The organism is Streptomyces sp. D2-8, from assembly GCF_023184515.1.
Taxonomy (GTDB): Bacteria; Actinomycetota; Actinomycetes; order Streptomycetales; family Streptomycetaceae; genus Streptomyces.
The window spans coordinates 161781-180311 of record NZ_JAAHBP010000007.1; the positions used below are offsets into that span (position 1 = coordinate 161781).

Annotated in this window: 18 protein-coding genes and 2 pseudogenes; 12 read left to right on the forward strand and 8 right to left on the reverse strand. The window is 68.4% G+C overall.

Annotated elements, in window-relative coordinates; genetic code table 11:
* Window positions 1-160: 160 nt before the first annotated feature.
* The 4 genes from G3I77_RS14385 to G3I77_RS14400 are packed head-to-tail and all read left to right on the forward strand — an operon-like array spanning window position 161 to window position 2387.
* The gene (locus G3I77_RS14385; protein ID WP_248503712.1) at window positions 161-1174 is read left to right on the forward strand and encodes a fatty acid desaturase; all 1014 of its coding nucleotides are present in this window, start codon (window positions 161-163) and stop codon (window positions 1172-1174) included.
* A complete protein-coding gene (locus tag G3I77_RS14390) occupies window positions 1171-1848 on the forward strand; it encodes a TetR/AcrR family transcriptional regulator (RefSeq protein ID WP_248503713.1) in 678 nt (225 codons plus the stop codon). Before G3I77_RS14385 ends, G3I77_RS14390 begins: the two co-directional genes overlap by 4 nt.
* Window positions 1849-1890: 42 nt before the next feature.
* Window positions 1891-2142, forward strand: coding sequence for a type II toxin-antitoxin system Phd/YefM family antitoxin (locus G3I77_RS14395; RefSeq protein ID WP_248503714.1), 252 nt, complete (start codon window positions 1891-1893; stop codon window positions 2140-2142).
* Window positions 2139-2387 carry a type II toxin-antitoxin system RelE/ParE family toxin gene (locus tag G3I77_RS14400; RefSeq protein WP_248503716.1) on the forward strand — a complete coding sequence of 83 codons (249 nt, stop codon included), beginning with the start codon at window positions 2139-2141 and terminating at the stop codon, window positions 2385-2387. The genes G3I77_RS14395 and G3I77_RS14400 overlap by 4 nt, the downstream gene beginning before the upstream one ends.
* Before the next feature lie 7 nt (window positions 2388-2394).
* Here the strand turns inward: G3I77_RS14400 and G3I77_RS14405 are convergent, their stop codons facing one another.
* Window positions 2395-3225, reverse strand: coding sequence for a trans-aconitate 2-methyltransferase (locus tag G3I77_RS14405; RefSeq protein ID WP_248503719.1), 831 nt, complete (start codon window positions 3223-3225; stop codon window positions 2395-2397).
* A 127-nt stretch (window positions 3226-3352) separates the two neighbouring features.
* Between G3I77_RS14405 and tamR the strand changes: the two genes are divergently transcribed.
* Window positions 3353-3850: a MarR family transcriptional regulator TamR gene (gene tamR / locus G3I77_RS14410; RefSeq protein WP_161369771.1), complete on the forward strand. Its 498-nt coding sequence runs from the start codon at window positions 3353-3355 to the stop codon at window positions 3848-3850.
* Here the strand turns inward: tamR and G3I77_RS14415 are convergent.
* On the reverse strand, window positions 3809-4576 hold the full coding sequence (locus tag G3I77_RS14415; protein WP_248503722.1) for a response regulator transcription factor: 768 nt from the start codon (window positions 4574-4576) through the stop codon (window positions 3809-3811). The two genes, tamR and G3I77_RS14415, sit on opposite strands and share 42 nt — an antisense overlap.
* 308 nt (window positions 4577-4884) lie before the next feature.
* Between G3I77_RS14415 and G3I77_RS14420 the strand changes: the two genes are divergently transcribed.
* The 4 genes from G3I77_RS14420 (at window position 4885) to G3I77_RS14435 (ending at window position 7096) form a co-directional block, all read left to right on the forward strand.
* Complete coding sequence (locus tag G3I77_RS14420; RefSeq protein ID WP_248503725.1) at window positions 4885-5343, forward strand: N-acetyltransferase; 459 nt, start codon at window positions 4885-4887, stop codon at window positions 5341-5343.
* 96 nt (window positions 5344-5439) lie between these two features.
* Entirely contained in the window at window positions 5440-6099 is a 660-nt protein-coding gene (locus tag G3I77_RS14425) for a hypothetical protein (protein WP_248503728.1), read from the forward strand.
* Window positions 6087-6464 carry a hypothetical protein gene (locus G3I77_RS14430; RefSeq protein WP_248503731.1) on the forward strand — a complete coding sequence of 126 codons (378 nt, stop codon included), beginning with the start codon at window positions 6087-6089 and terminating at the stop codon, window positions 6462-6464. Before G3I77_RS14425 ends, G3I77_RS14430 begins: the two co-directional genes overlap by 13 nt.
* A gap of 176 nt (window positions 6465-6640) precedes the next feature.
* Window positions 6641-7096, forward strand: coding sequence for a hypothetical protein (locus G3I77_RS14435; protein WP_248503733.1), 456 nt, complete (start codon window positions 6641-6643; stop codon window positions 7094-7096).
* Window positions 7097-7152: 56 nt separating this feature from the next.
* Here the strand turns inward: G3I77_RS14435 and galK are convergent, their stop codons facing one another.
* From galK to galT, 3 genes are read right to left on the reverse strand one after another with little or no spacing between them, the layout of a single operon-like run.
* A complete protein-coding gene (galK, locus tag G3I77_RS14440) occupies window positions 7153-8307 on the reverse strand; it encodes a galactokinase (RefSeq protein ID WP_248503735.1) in 1155 nt (384 codons plus the stop codon).
* Complete coding sequence (gene galE / locus G3I77_RS14445) at window positions 8307-9275, reverse strand: UDP-glucose 4-epimerase GalE (RefSeq protein WP_248503738.1); 969 nt, start codon at window positions 9273-9275, stop codon at window positions 8307-8309. Before galE ends, galK begins: the two co-directional genes overlap by 1 nt.
* The gene (gene galT, locus G3I77_RS14450; RefSeq protein ID WP_248503740.1) at window positions 9272-10357 is read right to left on the reverse strand and encodes a galactose-1-phosphate uridylyltransferase; all 1086 of its coding nucleotides are present in this window, start codon (window positions 10355-10357) and stop codon (window positions 9272-9274) included. The genes galE and galT overlap by 4 nt, the downstream gene beginning before the upstream one ends.
* Before the next feature lie 165 nt (window positions 10358-10522).
* Between galT and G3I77_RS14455 the strand changes: the two genes are divergently transcribed.
* Both G3I77_RS14455 and G3I77_RS14460 read left to right on the forward strand, forming a co-directional pair.
* The gene (locus G3I77_RS14455) at window positions 10523-12202 is read left to right on the forward strand and encodes a sodium:solute symporter family protein (RefSeq protein WP_248503743.1); all 1680 of its coding nucleotides are present in this window, start codon (window positions 10523-10525) and stop codon (window positions 12200-12202) included.
* A gap of 18 nt (window positions 12203-12220) precedes the next feature.
* A complete protein-coding gene (locus G3I77_RS14460) occupies window positions 12221-12547 on the forward strand; it encodes a hypothetical protein (RefSeq protein WP_248503746.1) in 327 nt (108 codons plus the stop codon).
* 173 nt (window positions 12548-12720) lie between these two features.
* Here G3I77_RS14460 and G3I77_RS14465 read toward each other — a convergent pair.
* Window positions 12721-13130: pseudogene (locus G3I77_RS14465) on the reverse strand (VOC family protein); the annotation flags it as partial.
* Here G3I77_RS14465 and G3I77_RS14470 point away from each other — a divergent pair.
* Window positions 13126-13242: a DUF397 domain-containing protein gene (locus G3I77_RS14470; protein WP_248503748.1), complete on the forward strand. Its 117-nt coding sequence runs from the start codon at window positions 13126-13128 to the stop codon at window positions 13240-13242. The pseudogene G3I77_RS14465 and the gene G3I77_RS14470 overlap by 5 nt on opposite strands.
* Window positions 13243-13692: 450 nt before the next feature.
* Here G3I77_RS14470 and G3I77_RS14475 read toward each other — a convergent pair whose 3' ends face one another.
* Window positions 13693-14088 carry a hypothetical protein gene (locus G3I77_RS14475; protein WP_248503750.1) on the reverse strand — a complete coding sequence of 132 codons (396 nt, stop codon included), beginning with the start codon at window positions 14086-14088 and terminating at the stop codon, window positions 13693-13695.
* A 316-nt stretch (window positions 14089-14404) separates the two neighbouring features.
* Window positions 14405-18439: pseudogene (locus tag G3I77_RS14480) on the reverse strand (RICIN domain-containing protein); the annotation flags it as partial.
* Between the last annotated feature and the right edge of the window lie 92 nt (window positions 18440-18531).

Here is an 18531-nt window from a genome sequence, read left to right on the forward strand (position 1 = left end):
GATAGGTGTCGGCCGGGACGCGCAGGCTCGCGGGCTCTTGCCGCCGGGCGACGCACTGCCATACTTACGATGCCGTAGGTTACGGAACCGTAGGAAGCACGTCACGGTTCACGTGCCCCGGCCACTCCATCTCCATCCACATACCCCCCAGGGGACGCGTATGACCAGTAGTTCCGACGTGATCGAGGACGCCCCCGAGGCGCCCGGTCAGGCCACCGATGCCGCCACCGCCACGCTGGGCGGCGAGAAGAAGCGGTCCATCGAGCAGATCGCCCTCCTCCTCTTCATCACCGTTCCGTTCCTCGCGCTGCTGGCGGCGGTGCCGCTGGCGTGGGGCTGGGGGGTGAGCTGGCTGGACCTCGGTCTGCTGGTCTTCTTCTACTACCTGGGGTGCCACGGCATCACGATCGGCTTCCACCGTCACTTCACCCATGGTTCCTTCAAGGCCAAGCGGCCGCTGAAGATCGCGCTGGCGGTCGCGGGGTCCATGGCGGTCGAGGGTCCGCTGGTGCGCTGGGTGGCCGATCACCGCAAGCATCACAAGTTCTCCGACGCGGAGGGCGATCCGCACTCGCCGTGGCGGTTCGGCGAGACCCTGCCGGCCCTGATGAAGGGCCTGTGGTGGGCGCACATCGGATGGATGTTCGATGAGGAGCAGACGTCGCAGGAGAAGTACGCCCCGGACCTGATCAAGGACAAAACGCTCCGCAACATCTCCCGCCAGTTCGTCCTGTGGACGGTGGTGTCGCTGGGGCTCCCGCCGCTGATCGGCGGTCTGGTCACGATGTCCTGGTGGGGCGCGTTCACCGCGTTCTTCTGGGGTTCGCTCGTCCGGGTGGCCCTGCTGCACCACGTGACCTGGTCGATCAACTCGATCTGCCACGCGGTCGGCAAGCGCCCCTTCAAGTCGCGGGACCGTTCGGGCAACGTGTGGTGGCTGGCGATCCTGTCCTGCGGTGAGTCCTGGCACAACCTGCACCACGCCGACCCGACCTCGGCGCGGCACGGGGTGATGCGCGGCCAGCTGGATTCGTCCGCCCGGCTGATCCGGTGGTTCGAGATGGCGGGCTGGGCGTACGACGTGCGCTGGCCGTCACGCTCCCGTATCGATTCGCGCCGTAACGGCGGGGAAGGCGGCTCCCGGCAGGGGAAGGAGCCCGTCGAGGCGGCATGATGGTCGCTGTGGCGACCGACTCGAGCAGCACCCCCAGCAACGACAAGCCGCGGCGAGCACGTCGCACCCGGATGACCGGCGCCGAGCGCCGTCAGCAACTGCTGGAGATCGGTCGCACGCTCTTCGCGGCGAAGGGGTTCGAAGGCACGTCGGTGGAGGAGATCGCGGCGAAGGCCGGGGTCTCCAAGCCGGTGGTCTACGAGCACTTCGGCGGCAAGGAAGGGCTGTACGCGGTCGTGGTGGACCGTGAGATGCGGCGCCTGCTGGACATGGTGACCAGCTCGCTCACGGCCGGTCACCCCCGCGAACTGTGCGAGCAGGCGGCGTTCGCCCTGCTGGACTACATCGAGGAGTACACGGACGGTTTCCGCATCCTGGTCCGTGACTCCCCCATCCCCCAGTCGACGGGCTCCTTCGCCTCGCTGATCTCGGACATCGCCACGCAGGTGGAGGACATCCTGGGCCGCGAGTTCAAGAGCCGCGGCTTCGACCCCAAGCTGGCCCCGCTGTACGCGCAGGCCCTGGTCGGCATGGTCGCCCTGACCGGCCAGTGGTGGCTGGACGTGCGCAGGCCGAAGAAGGCCGAGGTGGCCGCACACCTGGTGAACCTGGCGTGGCACGGCCTGGACGGCATAGAGGCCAAGCCGCACCTGATAGGACGCCGCAAGAGCTGAACCCATGGTGCCACGAGATTAACCTTGTGGCACCATGTGCGCATGACTGAGATCACGATCAGCTCCGCCCGTTCCCAGCTCGGCGACCTGGTCCGGCGCGCGGCCCACAGCCGCGAGACCATCGCCATCACCGACCACGGCCATGTGGCCGCGCTGCTCGTGTCTCCGCAGGTGATAGAGGATCTCGAGGACGCACTGGCTGTCGCCGACTATCAGCGACGCAAGGCGGAGGGCACGCTCGGCGAGGGCATTGCGCACGAAGAGGTCGGGCGCATGCTGGGGCTGCGCCCGTGACCTACCGCATCATCTGGGAGCCGAACGCCACGAACGCGGCGGTGCGCTTCCTCAAGGACGATCCTGACGGGCTCGCCGCCGTGTACGAAGCCGTCGACGCCCTCGCCGAAACTCCACGTCCCGCCGCCTCCACCCCTTACGGCTGGGATTTCCGCCGGCTCCGCGTCGGCGGCTACCGCGTCATCTACGCCATCGACGACGACGTGATCCACATCCTCGTCACCCACCTCGGCCGCACCGCCTGACCACCGGTCACCCTCGTTTCCGGGCCACCGCGAACACCCGGCGGAACGGGAACGGTGTGCCGTGCGGGCCGGCCGGATAGGCCTCGCGCAGGGCCGCCCGGTACTCGGCGACGAAGGCCTCCCGCGCCTCGGGCTCCTCGGCGAGCGCGGTCAGCACGGGCCGCAGGCCGGTCCCCTTCACCCAGTCGAGCACCGGGTCCTCGCCCTGGAGCAGATGGATGTACGTCGTCTCCCATACGTCGGCCGCGCAGCCGAGGGACGTCAGCCGCGCGAGGTAGGCCTCGGGGGTGAGGACGGCGTCGTCGTGGCGCAGGGCGTCGGCGAGCCGGCCGCGCCAGCGCGGGGAGGCGGCGAGTTCGCGCATGAGCCGGTGGCTGGGGGCGTCGAAGTTGCCCGGCACCTGGAAGGCGAGGGTGCCGCCGGGTTTCAGCCCGGCCACCCAGCCGGCGAACCGCTCGACGTGCCCCGGCACCCACTGCAGCGTGGCGTTGCTGACGATCAGGTCGTACGGCTCGTCCGGCGTCCATGTCCGTGCGTCGGCGTGGCCGAAGTCGAGACGCCCGCCGCCGGACGTGGGCCCCTCGTGGTCGACGTGGGCCTTGTCGAGCATCTCGGGCGAGTTGTCGTAGCCGGTGATCCGGGCGGTGGGCCAGCGGGCGGCGAGCAGCGTGGTGACGTTGCCGGGGCCGCAGCCGAGGTCGGCGATGCGGGGATGGCCTGCGGGCGGTCGCGTGGGCAGGTCGGGGACGCGGGCGAGGAGGTCGGTGAAGGGACGGGCGCGGTGGTCTGCGTGACGGAGGTACTGGGCGGGGTCCCAGGTGGGGGCGGCTGCGGGCATGGGTCCTCCTGGTGTCCTGGTGGTGACCGTGCGGGACGCGCACCCAGCGTGATCCCCTCAGTATCTCGATGTCAAGAAACTGGACATCAAGAGACTCTACGTCGACACAACCACTACACTGATCGTCATGGAGGACGAGGTCGATCGGCTGGTCGCAGCGTGGCGCCGGGAGCGCCCGGACCTCGACGTGGAACCGCTCGAGGTGCTCAGCCGCGTGAGCAGACTGGCGCGGCATCTGGACCGGGCACGGCGGCTGGCGTTCGCGGAGCACAATCTGGAGCCGTGGGAGTTCGACGTCCTGACGGCCCTGCGCCGCGCGGGCACGCCGTATCAGCTCTCGCCGGGACAGCTCCTCACTCAGACCCTGGTCACTTCGGGCACGATGACGAACCGCATCGACCGCCTGGCCAAGAAGGGCCTGGTGGAACGGCTCCCCGACCCCAGCGACCGCCGCGGCGTCCTGGTCCGGCTGACGGACGAGGGCCGGGACCGCGCGGACCAGGCCCTGGCGGGTCTGCTGGACCAGGAGCGCGCGATCCTCGCGGAGCTCTCCCGAGCGCAGCGCGGCGATCTGGCGGGGCTGCTACGCCAGCTGACCGCCCCGTTCGACAACATCCCCGGCTAGGTCCGCGGGCCCGACCCCGGCCCGCCGCGCGAGGGCGACGGCGGCGAGGGTGGAGTGCACGCCGAGCTTGCCGAGAACGTTCTGCATATGAGTCCGCACGGTGTGCGGCGACAGATACAGGCGCTCGGCGACGGCCTTGCGCCCCAGCCCCGCCACCATGCACCGCAGCACTTCCCGCTCACGCGGAGTGAGGGACTCGACGAGCCGCTCGCTCTCGGTGCGGTGCTTGCGGGCGGCGGTGAGCTCCCGCAGCACGCCCGTCAGCAGGGCGGGCGGCAGATGGGTCTCGTCCCGCAGCACGCCCCGGATGACCGTGAGCAGCCGGGACAGCGAGCAGTCCTTCGCCACCCACCCGGAGGCGCCGGCCTGCAGGGCGAGCGCGGCCCGCCGCGGATCGTCCTTCTCGGCGAGCACGACGATCCGTACGTTGGGCTGCGCGGAGCGCACTCCCGTGACGAGGGATATCCCGTCGACGAGTCCGTCCTCGTTGCCCTCCTGCACGGGTACGGCCGGGCGGGCGCCCGGCACCTTGCCGCCGAGGTCGGCGTCCACGAGCAGCACGTCGAACCGCCGCCCCTCGGCGACCGCCCGCTCCAGGCTGCGCAGCGCGGCCGGGCCACTGCCGGCCGCGGAGACGTCGACATCGGGCTCGGCGGCCAAGGCCGCCGCGAGTGACTCGGCGAAGATGCGATGGTCGTCGACGACCAGCACTCGGATGCGAACCACGAAACCCCCTTCCCCGAGCTCCCGAAGAGCAGGGGCTACCCCATCGTCGGAGGATGACACCGCGCGGGTACGACGCCGGAGTGTCCGGATCTGCTGCGTCTGACCGTTCGTCCTTGCCGCAGCAGCCTGTTCGGGTCGCCGCAGCCGCACGGCCGCCGCCGTGCAGTAACCGCTACCCCCACCCCGGGCGTCGTACCCGGCTGTCTCGCCCCCTGATCGGCACCGGCCCCCACCGGTGCTGTTCATCAGGGTACGGACGGGGGCCCGGAGCGGAAGGTTATTTGCAGAACTGACTGACCGACGCGTTTATGGTGTGCCGCATGTTCCGTCTTGAGACAGAAGTCGACAAGGCCCGACGTGATCTGCTCCGCACCCGCCTGCGGGACACGAACACAGCCGCCTCTCCGATCCTGCGCGCCCTGGTCGGAACACCGGACGAAAGGGACGTCCCCTTGCATGTGTGGGCTGTGAACGACAGGGACGACGACCTCGCCGGCGGCCTGGTCGGCCACACCTGGGCGACATGGCTCCACGTGACCTACCTCTGGGTCGACGAACGCCACCGCGGCAGGGGCCTGGGCGCACGGTTGCTCGCGCAGGCGGAACACATCGCGACCACGTCCCGCGGCTGCCGCTCGGCCCGCCTGGAGACCTGGGACTTCCAGGCCCCGAGGTTCTACGAGAAGCAGGGGTACGACGTGGTGTGCGTGATCCCGGACTATCCGCCGGGGATCACGGAGTACGCGTTGACGAAGAGGCTGGGCTGATCTGCGAGTGCGAAGCCCTCGACGCTGCGCCGACTTCGCCCACCGATAGCGTTGGTTCGCTTGAGTTATCCCCCCACATGATCAACGGGAGACACGGTGAACCGCCCCGCTCGGCTCGTGACAGCCGCGCTCACCGCATCCGCGGCCCTGCTGCTGACCGCCTGTGGCTCGGGGGGAGGTGACGGTTCGTCGTCGTCCGACAAGATCGCCGGAGCGGATTCGGGCGACAAGGCCTCTGCCTCGCCTTCGGTTTCCGCGTCTGCGGACGGGATCGACCGGCCGGAGATCAAGCTGCCCGAGGACATGAAGCTGGTCTTCGAGGGGCAGCAGACCGGCGACGCCGTCAAGGACGCGGTCCTGGCGGACAACGAACGTGCCGTCAGCACCGTGTGGCAGGCCATGGCGTACCGCGATCTGAAGAAGTCGGGCATGGCCTTCTACTACACGGACAACGCGCTGGTCGGCGTCTACCAGTATGCGAAGGGTGCCATCGACAAGAAGACCAGCTGGGCCGGCACACTTCGTTACTTCGACCGCCAGGTGACGGTGTTCGACAAGAAGTCGGCGGCTCTGACGTACTGCGTCGACGAGAGCAAGGCAGACCTCAAGGATCGCGAGACAAACAAGCTGCAGGGCACCAAGACCACGCCGAACAGCTACGTCTTCTACAACCTCGGTCTGAAGAAGAACCAAGAAGGTGTCTGGCAGACCTGGGACCTCACCGAGGACCGGGGGTCGCAGAAGTGTCAGCCCTGACGCGATGCCTGGGACTGGCGGCCCTCACCGTGGCGCTGACCGGACTCGGGGCGTCTCCGGCTTTGGCTGGAGGGTTCGACCCTGTCGGTTCCCAGCAGAGGAAGACATCCGGGGATTCCTCCGGCCCGGCCCTGGAATCCCGGGTCAGCATCACGGTCAAGGGCACCAAGGCGAAGGGCAGTGGTCCGATCACGTCCACAGCCGTGGACTGGGAGCCACCGGCCTGCTGGTACGAGCCCTATTGGAAGGCCAAGGACTTCAAGACGTTCAACGAGGCCAAGTGGTCGATGTACGAGTCCGCCGGTGGCGAGCCGGAGGGCATCGCTGACGTCCAAGCGCACTACAAGAAGGGCCATCCCTACTAGGACTTCAACGTCGCCAAGAACGATGAGGGCATGTGGTGGGTGGCCGTGAAGAACCCGGAGATGAAGGACGACCCGGCGGCCAAGGCCTGCACACGGGACCCCTTCTGGGTCGACAACGTGTCCCCCAGGCCATCGACACCGAAACCCTCGCCGGGCTCGCGCACCAGCGCACCGTCGTGCCGCCGACCAAGATCTCGCTGGCCCCGGACGGCAAGTCGACGGTGAACGCCCCCACCTGGATCTGGCTCGACAAAGGCGCCTTCAAGCCGGTCTCCGTCACGGCGAGTCTGCCCGGCACCGGGCTGTGGGCGACCACGACCGCCAAGCCGGTGAGCCTGCACCTCGATCCGGGCACAGCGGACGCGGAAACCCTCCCGGCGTCCGGTGAGTGCCTGATCAACGACGACGGTTCCATCGGAGAGCCGTACGCCAGGGGCAAGGGGGAGCTGACGCCTCCGTGCGGCGTGCGGTATCTGCGCTCGTCGGGAGACGGCACCTACGGCCTGGAGGCGACGCTCACCTGGGAGATCACCTGGGAAGGCGCGGGCGGCACGGGCGGCGACCTGCCCAACGGCACGTTCGCCACCACCACCCAGGTGCCGGTCCAGGAGATCCAGTCCGTCAACCGTTGATAAGTGACGAGAGCGGCGCCCGGTCGAAGGACGGGCGCCGCTCTCGTCGGGTCGGGTCAGTGCACGCGGCGTGCTCCCGGCGACGGGACCGCTTCGAAGACGCGGGGGGCCGTGAAGCCCGCCGCCGCGAAGGCTTCTGTCACCGCCTTGGTGATGGCGTCCACGTCCGGCTCCTCCGCGAGGACGATCGCCGAGCCGCCGAAGCCGCCGCCCGTCATGCGGGCGCCCAGGGCGCCGGACGCCAGGGCCGTGTCGACGACCAGGTCCAGTTCCGGGCAGGAGATGCGGAAGTCGTCGCGAAGCGAGGCGTGGCCCTCGATCAGGACGGGGCCGATCGCGCGGGTTTCGCCCGACTCCAGGAGGGAGACGACCCGTTCGACGCGTGCGTTCTCCGTGACGATGTGGCGGACCAGGCGGCGGACCTCCTCCTCGTCGCCCAGGCGGGCCAGAGCCGCGTCCAGGTCGGCGTGGGGCACGTCCCGGAGCGCGTCGACGCCCAGCAGGGCCGCGCCCTTCTCGCAGCCGGCCCGGCGCTTGCCGTACTCGCCCTCGCTGTGCGAGTGCTTGACCTGGGTGTCCACGACCAGCAGGCGCATGCCCTCGGCCGCCAGGTCGAAGGGGATCTGCTTCTGGGAGAGGTCGCGCGTGTCGAGGAACAGGGCGTGGCCGGCCTCGCAGCAGGCCGATGCCGTCTGGTCCATGATGCCGACCGGGGCGCCGACGTAGACGTTCTCCGCGCGCTGGCACAGGCGGGCCAGCCGCCAGCCCTGCAGACCGAGCGAGAACAGGTCGTTCAGGGCGAGGGCGACGACGATCTCCAGGGCCGCCGACGACGACAGGCCCGCGCCCGACGGGACCGTGGAGGTCAGGTGGATGTCCGCGCCCGTGACCGCGTGACCGGCCTCGCGCAGGGCCCAGACCACGCCCGCCGGGTACGCCGTCCAGTTCTTGTCCGACTCGGGGGCGAGATCGTCGAGACGGAGTTCGGTCACCCCGCTCTCGACGTCCGCCGAGTGCAGGCGCAGCACGCCGTCCGTGCGCCGGGAGACGGCCGCCACGGCGGTGTGCGGCAGCGCGAAGGGCATCACGAAGCCGTCGTTGTAGTCGGTGTGCTCACCGATGAGGTTGACGCGGCCCGGGGCCGCCCAGACACCCTCGGGGGCGGCTCCGTAGAGCTCCTCGAAACCGTCCCGCGCCTGCTGTGCGCCCACTACTGCTCCCTTGAGATGTTCTGCGCGAAGTCCCACGCGTCCGCGACGATCCCCGCGAGGTCCGCGCGGGACGGGTTCCAGCCCAGCTTCTCGCGGGCCGTGGCGGCCGACGCCACCAGGACCGCCGGGTCGCCGCCCCGGCGCGGAGCGACCACTTCCGGGATCGGGTGGCCCGTCACCGTGCGGACCGTCTCGATGACCTCGCGGACCGAGAAGCCGTTGCCGTTGCCGAGGTTGCAGATCAGGTGCTCGCCGGAAGCGGCGGCCCGAAGCGCCAGCAGATGGGCCTCGGCCAGGTCCGCGACGTGGATGTAGTCGCGCACGCAGGTGCCGTCCGGCGTCGGGTAGTCGTCGCCGAAGACCGAGATCGCCTCGCGCCTGCCCTGCGCGACCTGCAGGACCAGCGGGATCAGGTGGGACTCGGGGTCGTGACGCTCGCCGTACGCGCCGTACGCGCCCGCCACGTTGAAGTAGCGCAGGGAGACCGCGCCCAGGCCGTGCGCCGCCGCCTCGCCCGTGATCATGTGGTCGACCGCGAGCTTCGAGGCGCCGTACGGGTTCGTCGGGGACGTGGGCGCCGTCTCGAGGATCGGGACCTGCTCCGGCTCGCCGTACGTCGCCGCCGTCGAGGAGAAGACCAGCGTGCGGACGCCAGCCTCGCGCATCGCGGCCAGCAGCGCCATGGTGCCGCCGACGTTGTTGTCCCAGTACTTCTCCGGCTTCACGACCGACTCGCCGACCTGCGAGAACGCGGCGAAGTGCAGCACCCCGTCGAACGACGCGTCGAGCCACTTGGCGGCGTCGCGGATGTCGCCCTCGACGAACGTCGCGCCCGCCGGGACGCCCTCGCGGAAGCCCGTGGAGAGGTTGTCGAGGACGACGACCTCGTGACCGGCCTCCAGCAGGTGCTGTGCGACCACGCTGCCGACGTATCCCGCGCCGCCCGTCACCAGGTACTTCCCGCTCATGAACTCGCTACCTCTCGCAGTCGCTCGGCCGCGCGCTCCGGCGGCACGTCGTTGATGAACACGTTCATGCCGGACTCGGAACCCGCGAGAAACTTCAGCTTGCCGGAAGTGCGGCGGATGGTGAAAAGCTCGAGGTGAAGCGCGAAGTCCTCGCGCACGACCCCGTCGAACTCCTCCAGCGCGCCGAACGGTGCCTGGTGCCAGGCCGCGATGTACGGCGTCGGAGGCTCGCCCGCGGAGCCTTCCCCTCCGTCCCGCCCGTCGAAGATCCGGTCGAAGCGCCTCAAGAGTTCCAGATAAACCTTGGGGAACTCTGTGCGCGCACCCTCGTCCAGGCCGAGCAGGTCGGGCACGCGGCGCTTGGGGTACAGGTGGACCTCGTACGGCCAGTGCGCCGCGTACGGCACGAAGGCCACCCAGTGTTCACCCTCCAGGACGACCCGCTCACCGGCGAGTTCACGCTCCAGGACGGCGTCGAAGAGGTTCTCCCCGCCGGTCATCTCCTTGTGGGCCGCGGCCGAGCGGAGCATCAGCGCGGTGCGGGGCGTGGTGAAGGGGTAGGCGTAGATCTGCCCGTGGGGGTGCTGAAGGGTCACGCCGATCTCGGCCCCCCGGTTCTCGAAGCAGAACACCTGCTCGACGGAGGGGAGATGGGACAGCTCCGACGTACGGTCCGTCCACGCCTCCAGCACCAGGCCCGCCTGCTCCTCGGTGAGTTCGCCGAAGGACGCGTTGTGGTCGGAGGTGAAGCAGACGACCTCGCAGCGGCCCGAGTCACCGGCCAGGGAGGGGAACCGGTTCTCGAAGACGACGACGTCGTACGACGAGTCCGGGATCTCGCTCAGGCGATCGCCCTCCGACGGGCACAGGGGGCACTCGTCGGCCGGGGGGTGGTAGGTGCGGCCCTGGCGGTGCGAGGCGATGGCGACGGAGTCGCCGAGGAGGGGGTCGCGGCGGATCTCGGACGTGGTGACGGTGCGGTCCAGCGGGCGGCGGTCGGTGGCGTCCCGCACGCTGTCGTCACGCAGGTCGTAGTAGATGAGCTCGCGACCGTCGGCCAGCCGGGTCGAGGTCTTCTTCACGCCGGACTCCTTGTCCTTCAAACAGAACCCAACATACCTAAACACGACTCCCCTCAATCGTCAACATCACAATCAAACAAAGAGCAGCACCAGGCGTGTTCAATCACTGAAGACGGAGAAGTGGATTCCGCCGGGTAATCGGTTCACGCAACGAAGCGAGGGCTCATGCAGACCCCCACATATCTGTCAGCCGAGCTGCGGCTCCCCACGAACTGGCTCGACTACACGATCCTCGGCATCTACTTCGTCGTCGTCCTCGGCATCGGCTTCGCCGCCCGCAGCTCGGTGAAGACCAGTCTCGACTTCTTCCTCTCCGGCCGTTCCCTGCCCGCCTGGGTCACCGGTCTCGCGTTCATCGCCGCCAACCTCGGCGCCACCGAGATCCTGGGCATGGCCGCCAACAGCGCCCAGTACGGCGTCTACACCACGCACTGGTACTGGATCGGCGCCATCCCGGCCATGGTCTTCCTCGGCCTGGTGATGATGCCCTTCTACTACGGCTCCAAGGTGCGCTCGGTCCCCGAGTTCCTGCTGATGCGCTTCGACAGGGCGGCGCACCTGCTCAGTTCGGTCCTCTTCGCCTTCGCCGCCATCCTCATCGCCGGCGTCAACCTCTACGCCCTGGCCATCGTCGTCGAGGCGCTGCTGGGCTGGCCGGAGTGGGTGGCGATCGTGGTCGCCGGGTTCTTCGTCCTGGCGTACATCACCCTCGGCGGCCTGTCCTCGGCGATCTACAACGAGGTCCTGCAGTTCTTCGTCATCCTCGCCGCGCTCATCCCGATCGCGGTGCTCGGCCTGAAGAAGGTCGGCGGCTGGGACGGCCTGTCCGACTCCCTCACCGAGAGCCGCGGCGCCGACTTCATGACGTCCTGGGGCGGCACGGGCATCGGCAGCGACAACCCGCTCGGCGCGAACTGGCTCACGATCGTCCTGGGCCTCGGCTTCGTCCTCTCCTTCGGCTACTGGACGACGAACTTCGCCGAGGTGCAGCGTGCCCTGTCCGCGAAGAACCTCTCGGCGGCCCAGCGCACCCCGCTGATCGCCGCGTTCCCGAAGATCTTCATCGTGTTCCTGGTGATGATCCCTGGCCTGGTCGCCGCGGTGCTGGTCCCGAAGATCGGCACCTCCGGATCCGACCTCCAGTACAACGACGCCATCCCGTACCTGATGGAGCAGCTGCTGCCCAACGGCGTGCTCGGCATCGCCGTCACCGGCCTGCTCGCGGCGTTCATGGCGGGCATGGCGGCGAACGTGTCGTCCTTCAACACCGTGTTCACGACGGACATCTGGGCGAAGTACGTCGTCAAGGGCCGCCCGGACGAGTACTACGTGCGCTTCGGCCGTCTCATCACCGCGGTCGGCGTCCTGGCCTCCATCGGCACGGCGTTCCTGGCGCGGTCCTTCTCGAACATCATGGCCTACCTCCAGACGCTGTTCTCCTTCTTCAACGTGCCGATGTTCGTCGTGTTCATCATCGGCATGTTCTGGAAGCGGGCCTCGATGAAGTCCGGCTTCTGGGGGCTGCTCGCGGGCACCACGGCGGCCATGGTCAACTACTTCGTCCTCTACAAGCAGGACGTCATCGACATCCCCTCCGACCAGGGCGCGAACTTCGTCTCGGCGATCGCGGGATTCGTCGCGGGCGCGGTCGTCATGGTCGCGGTGTCGCTCTTCACCGCGCCGAAGCCCGCCGAGGAACTCCAGGGACTGGTCTACGGCACGACCTCGCCCGGCATGGCGGAGCCGCCGGCGCCCGGGGACGAGGCCTGGTACCGCAAGCCGGCGCTGCTGGGCTGGGGCGCTGTCGTCCTGGCCGCTGCCTGCTACATCCCGTTCTCGTTCTGACCGAGGGAGGATTGACACATGTCCGAGTCCTATTCCGAGAAGGACCTGCAGCGGGACATCACCGAGCTGCAGGGCAAGTCGGCGACGGCTGCGCGGCTGTTCGACATCCGGCGGATCATCGGTGGGCTGTTCGTGGTCTACGGCGTCATCGTCACGATCGCGGGGTTCACGGCGTCCGACGCCGACATCGACAAGGCGGAGGGCGTCAACATCAACCTGTGGACCGGGTTGGGGATGCTCGCCCTGGGGCTGTTCTTCCTGGTGTGGCTGAAGCTGAGGCCCGCGGCTCCGCCGCCGCCGGATGTGGTGCCGGAGGATGTGCCGGGGGATGAACCGAGGGAGTGACGGCGGGCGCCCGGTTGCGCGACTGGGCGCCGCTCCCGATGCTGCGGCTGATCGCCTCAACTGCCGTATGCGGCGTTGGTCAGGCTGTCGTGCGTTGGCAGCCGGGGAGGGCCGGACCCGGCGCCGCGCACTGCCGCACCGCTACAGGGGCGCGGCGCGGTCGGACTTCCGCGTCAGCCCCGGCCGAGGACGCAGAACTCGTTGCCCGCCGGATCGGCCATCACGGCCCAGGAGACGTCACCCTGACCCACGTCGGCCCGTGTCGCGCCGAGGCCTTGGAGCCGGGCGACCTCCCTGGCCTGATCCTCGACGGGGTCGGACATCACGTCGAGATGGACGCGGGTCCATACGACCTCGTCGTCGGGCGTGCGGCGGAACTCCAGGTAAGGCCCGACGCCCTTGACGGAGCGCAGCAGGGCGCGGTCGTCGGTCAGCTCGTGGACGGTCCAGTCGATCGCCTCACCCCAGAACCGGACCATGGCCCGTGGGTCGGCGCAGTCGACGACCACGGCCGCTATCGGCCCGGTGCGCGGTAGAGCTCCCGGGGCTCCAGGACGCTGAACACGTTGCCTGCGGGGGTGGCTCTACGGGACTCGAAGCTTCCCGATGGAAGCACGCTCACGGTCTCGACCGGAGCCTTCGCGGCGTTCATCGCCGGTGTGGCGAAAGGCCAGCGCGGCACCTCGCTGCAGTAGAGGCCGACAGGCATGAACGCCTGCTTCATGCGCCGGGCTGCCCGCTAGCGGAGCATGGTGCCAGCCGTGGAATGGACATTTGCCTGCCTTCCTCTGACGTCGTGAGGTTCGCGTAAGTTCATTCGCTGAACAAGACACCGGTCGTCTCTACAGCGGGCGTCATGCACCAAACGCCCGACTGGAAGGCGCCCCTCCGGCACATGACCGGATAGGCACGGCGCCATGTGATTCGCTACGAACTTACGGTGCGGCGGCTGTCAATGTGGCGCCTGGTAAGTCGGCGTGCTGCTGGCCTCTTGATCCAGCTGCCAGTACGGCCCGCCTGAATGAGGTAGAGAACGAAGGTTTCGCTCAATGGGATCTTGCTTCGTTCGTGGCTCTTGAGGACGCTACCTGGATCCGAGGAAGGCCGGGACGTCTCCGCGAAGAGACGCCCCGACTCAGCATCGCTCAAGATGCCTGGATTGCCTTCGTGATCTCAGCACCCGCCGACGCGACGACGACGGACCATTCGTCCCTGAAGTTCTGGGGCAGGTGGTCGCGGTCTGCACCCCGGGGCACAATCACCGTTCCACCCGGAAGGATGAGAACCGCCTCAAGGCGGCGAACAAGGTCGGAGATGACGTTCATGATTTCATCTCCTCCGAAATGACTAATCGTGATTGTGCTCTCGTTCGTGAGATACACATCGGCTTCACCTCCGCCCGAGGGAGAGTTGAGCTGGAGGAAGCCGTTCTCAGAGTCCTGCGCCGTAACGTACGGGGCCAGGATCTCCTGCAGAATGTCCTGGTCCAGCAACTCCTGTTCACCGTTCAGGAACCGGCACACATAGATGTCGTAACTCACGCGCAACTCCGGGATGGGCAGCCGAGGGGAAGAAATCTGATACTACGATATGGCATGGACGGTGCCGGCGCCCACGAGCTGGGGCGCCGGCATCTCGGCTAAGCGGTAGGCGGGGTGTAGACGACCTTGATCCGCTTGAGTTTATCGTTGTCAGCGAACAGCTTCTGCGCCTTCTCGAATACATCGCGCTCGGCAATATGCCATTCGATGGGCGTGTTCGGCGCTGCCGCAACCTGCTTCTCGGCCTGGGTTACGAAGTCCTCCTGGACGAGATTGGGCCTGAACTTGAGGATGTCGGAGTATCCGGGACCTTTGGCTTCCAAGAGAGCGCCACTCTTGAACCCGTCCAGTTTAAGGCCGCATCCAGGGCCTTGACACTGTCGCTGATAGCGGCGAGAGGCTTGGCGACGGGGAGGAACATCGCCGCGGCCCACGCGCAGGACGACTTACTGCCGTGGAAGCAGTCGATGAAGTCCCCGATGACGATTTGGAACAGAACTGCGCCGAGGGTGTCCCCGAAGAGGCTCTGCCAGCCCAGCTTGAGAATGTCCCGTCCGGAGAAGAAGTGACTCCACTCAACGGGCTCGTCGGGCCTGATCGTCTTCGTGTCGAGGTAGTGCCACGCTGACTTCGGACAGCCCTCCGGAGTAGCCAGCGCATCGCTCTCGGTGCACAGGTAGAAGTCGGCGACGAGTTCGACGGTTACCTCATAGGTAGCGTCGCAGCCGACAAGAGGTGCGTTCGCAGGGCACTCGCCGATCTGTTTCGCCGAGAGGACCTTCGACTTCTCCTCGTCGACGACGTAGAAGACGCCCCCGATACCGGTCCCGGCACCCGTGGAGACCTGTTTGTTGGATTCCTTCTGTTCGGCTCGTGTCGCTGCTTCCTGGGCTTCCTTGGCGTACTTCTCCGCGTCCTTCGCCGCTTCCTCCGCCTCGGTCGCCGCGACGTCGGCACGGTCGGCTGCTGCGCGGGCGTCCTTGGCGGCCTCTTCGGCCTCTGAGGCGGCCGTGCGGGCGGCTTCGGCGTCGAGGGCTGCCTGGTCGGCCGAGTCGCGGGCGTCCTTGGCGTGGCCTTCAGCGCGGCCGGCTGCCTTGTCGGCGGCTTCGGCGTCTTCGGTGGCCTGGCGGTTGTACTCGACGGTGCGGGCCAGGGACGCGGCTGCCTTGGATGCGGCTTTGGCAGCGTCGGCCGCGTAGCCGAGGGCCTCCTTGGCGTAGGTGCGGGCGGTCGAGGCGTGTCCGGCGGCGTTGGCCGCGTGCTGGTAGGCGGCCTTGGCGTCACCCTTCGCCTGGTCGGCGAGGTTCTTGGCGGCTGAGGCTTCTGCCGCCGCGTTCTTGGCGTGGGCGTCGGCTACGGCCTTCTGCTGCTCGGCGATCGTCTTGGACGCCTGGCCGGTGAGCACCACCAGGCCGGCGGCCGAGTCGGTGTCGACGTACGGGGAGCCGAGCTGGATGGCGTCGTTGGCGGGCTTGGCTACATGGGCGGCAGCGTTGCCGGCGTCCACGGCGGCCTGGGCCGTGACGTGGGCGAAGCCCGCGGCCTTCGCCGAGGCGGCCAGGGCCTTGGCGGCCTCCTTGCTCGCCGCCTCCGCGTGGGACTTGGCGGTCTTGGCCTGCTCCTCCGCCTCGTCAGCCAGTTTGACGGCTGTCTTGGCCTCGGAGGAGGCATGCTCGGACGCGTCGATGGCCTCGGCCGCGGCGCTCGTCGCGGTCTTCACCGCGGCGTCGGACTTCAGCTTCGCGGCCTGGGCGTCGTCCGCGTGCGCGCGGGAGCGTTTGGCCGCCGCCTCGGCGCGCGTGGCTGCCGCATCGGCGTCTGCTGCTGCCTTCGTCGCGGCGTCCGCTTCGGAACGGGCCATTGTGGCTGCTGCCTCGGCGTCGTCGGCGTGCTTGTTCGCCGCATTGGCCGCGGTGCGGGCGGCATCGGCTGCTTCGCCGGCCTCCAGGGAGTCGGCGTAAGCAGCCTTGGCGTCGGCCTTGGCTCGGGCGGCGTCGGCCTTCTGCTCGGCGTCCCACGCGTCGTCCCGCTTGGCCTTGGCGTTGTCACGGGCCTTGACCGCGGCGTTCTTCTTCTCGACCGCCGTGCCCTCGGCTGCCTCGGCCTTTTCCTTGGCGTCCTTGGCCTTCGTCGCCTCCGCGTCGGCGTTCTTCTTGTGCCGGGCGGCCTCGGCCTGCTTGGCCGCTGCCGTCTTCTTCTCCGCCTCAGCCGTCTTCTCCTCGGCCTCGGCTGCCAGACGCTCGGCGTGAGCCTCGGCGGCGGCCGCCTTGGCCTCGCCCTCGGCCTTGAGCGCCTCGGTGAGCTTGGCCTGCGCGGTCTCCTTGTCCTTCTTGGCGTTGTCGCGGTGCAGTTTCGCCGCGTCGGCCGCGGCCTTCGCCTGCGCCTCGGCCATAGCGGCGGCGGCCTTGCGGAACTCCGCCTTCGACTGCGCGGCTTGGGCCAGGGCGCGCTGCGCGATGGTCGCGCTGTCCCCGGCGGAGGCGCGGGTGGCGGCCTCGGCGGTCGTACCGGCCTTCACCATCGCTTCGAGGGCCGCTGCCACGCCCTTGGTGACCTGGGCCTTCTGCTGGCCGACCAGCAGGCCACGCCCGCGCGGGGCGCCGGCCTCGTCGGCTATGGCGTACGCGGTGTTCTGTGCAGTGTCAGTGGCGGTAGCGAGCCTCTGTGCCCTGGCCGAGTGAGCCTTGAGAACGTCGAGCTGCTTCTGCGCCTGCGTCTGCGCCGCCCTGATGCCTCTCTGCGCCTGGTCGAACTGCGCCTTGTCCGGGTAGACCTGGGTGTCCGCGCCGCTGTGGCCCGTGGGGACGATCCGGAACTTCTGCGGGTTCGTGCCGTTGCACCCCCACAGCCAGGCATCGTGGCTGTTGTCGAACTTGTTCAGGTCCAGGCACTTGTCCGTGGCGACGTTGCGCAGCTCGCTGACAGCGCGGACATCGAACTTCCACTCCTGCGCCTTGCTGTCGTTGCACGTCCAGATCTGGATCTTCGTGCCGTTGGCAGGGTTGCTGTTCTCGACGTCCAGGCATTTGTCGGACTTGACGTTGACGAGGTTGTAGCTGTCAGCGGAAGCAGCACGGAGCCGCCACTGCTGCCCCAAGGCGTTGTTGCAGGTGTAGATCTGCACCGGGGTACCGGAGGTCGTCTTACCGCCCTGCGCGTCCAGGCACTTGCCCTTGGCCGCCTCGACCTGGATGACAGCCGGGGAGTCACCGATCCAGCCCGCACCGCCGGGAGCCCAGTAGTCCTGCCAACGGGTCAGGCGGTCGGCGACCCACGAGTGCCCCAGCATGCTCCCCAACGCCTTCGCACCGGCGGCGAGGTCGTTGGTGGCGTCTTTGTTGAACTTCAGGATCTGGTTGCGCTGGACGGCCTGCGAGGTGATTTCTTTCTGCCACTCCGAAGCGGCCGTGTCGGCTATGTCGCCGAAGACCTTGTTCGGGTCGATCGGATCTCGCCAGGCACATGACGCGTACCTGGTCTTCAGGTCCTCGACCGCGATCCGGTGTTCGGCGGTACCCGGCTCTGGCGCGGTGCGGGGAAACCCGCCGGACGCCAGGAACAGACGGGCGTCATCGGCGCCCTTGCCGTCGAAAGCGTCGAACAACCCCTGGAACGCACGCCGTTCCTCGTACTGCCTCCGCCACTCCTCACTAGGCAGGTCCCGGATCATCGGGCCTCTCACCGTAGAGCGGGGTACCCAGGTCGGTAACGACCTTGAGGGTCTTGTCGTCGGCCTTGGGGGTGGGGTCCTTGTAGAAGTCGCCTTCGTCCTTCCAGAACTTGCCGGCGATCCACTGGGTCAGACCGGTCTGGCTGTGGAAGTCCTTCTCCTCATCACCTGGTCCTCCAGGAGGCCAGTGGAAATCGGAGACTGTGAACCCGCCCGGAGTCTCCAGGCCATCGAGGGGCTTCGCCCATGCGTTCCGAAGGGCGTTGACGGCATCGAGCTCCTTATCGGCCGCGTCCCTGTCCTGTTGGTACGCAACGGCCAGCTGGGTCTGCCCCCAGTGCTCCCGGTCGGCCATGGCGTGCAGCTTGTCCGGCGGCTGGTTGAGCCCGTCCTGCGCGGTCGTGGCCATGGACGGCCCGCCCAGGCGCAGCACATCCGCCATCAGGCACTGGTCCTGGCGCAGTTGCTCGGCTGCCGTGTCCTCGGACCAGTCGTCCGAGTCGTTCGCCGGGGCGGCTGCCTCCGTGCCGGTGAGCCGATCCAGCACGTCGGGCTGGACGGCCAGGCCGACCAGTAGCGCCACGGCCGCCGCGGACGTGACGACGGAGGCCAGGAGCCGGGTCTGCCCGATCTGGGCAGGAAACGGGTTCTGGACAGGAAGGGCCCTGGTCTTGGGCGCAAGAAAGCATCCCCTCGTAGCAAAGGAAGGCGTCCGGGAGTGCCCGTCAGAGAGGCGGAGGAGATGCGTGAAGAGCCCGTTTCGCGGCATGGCG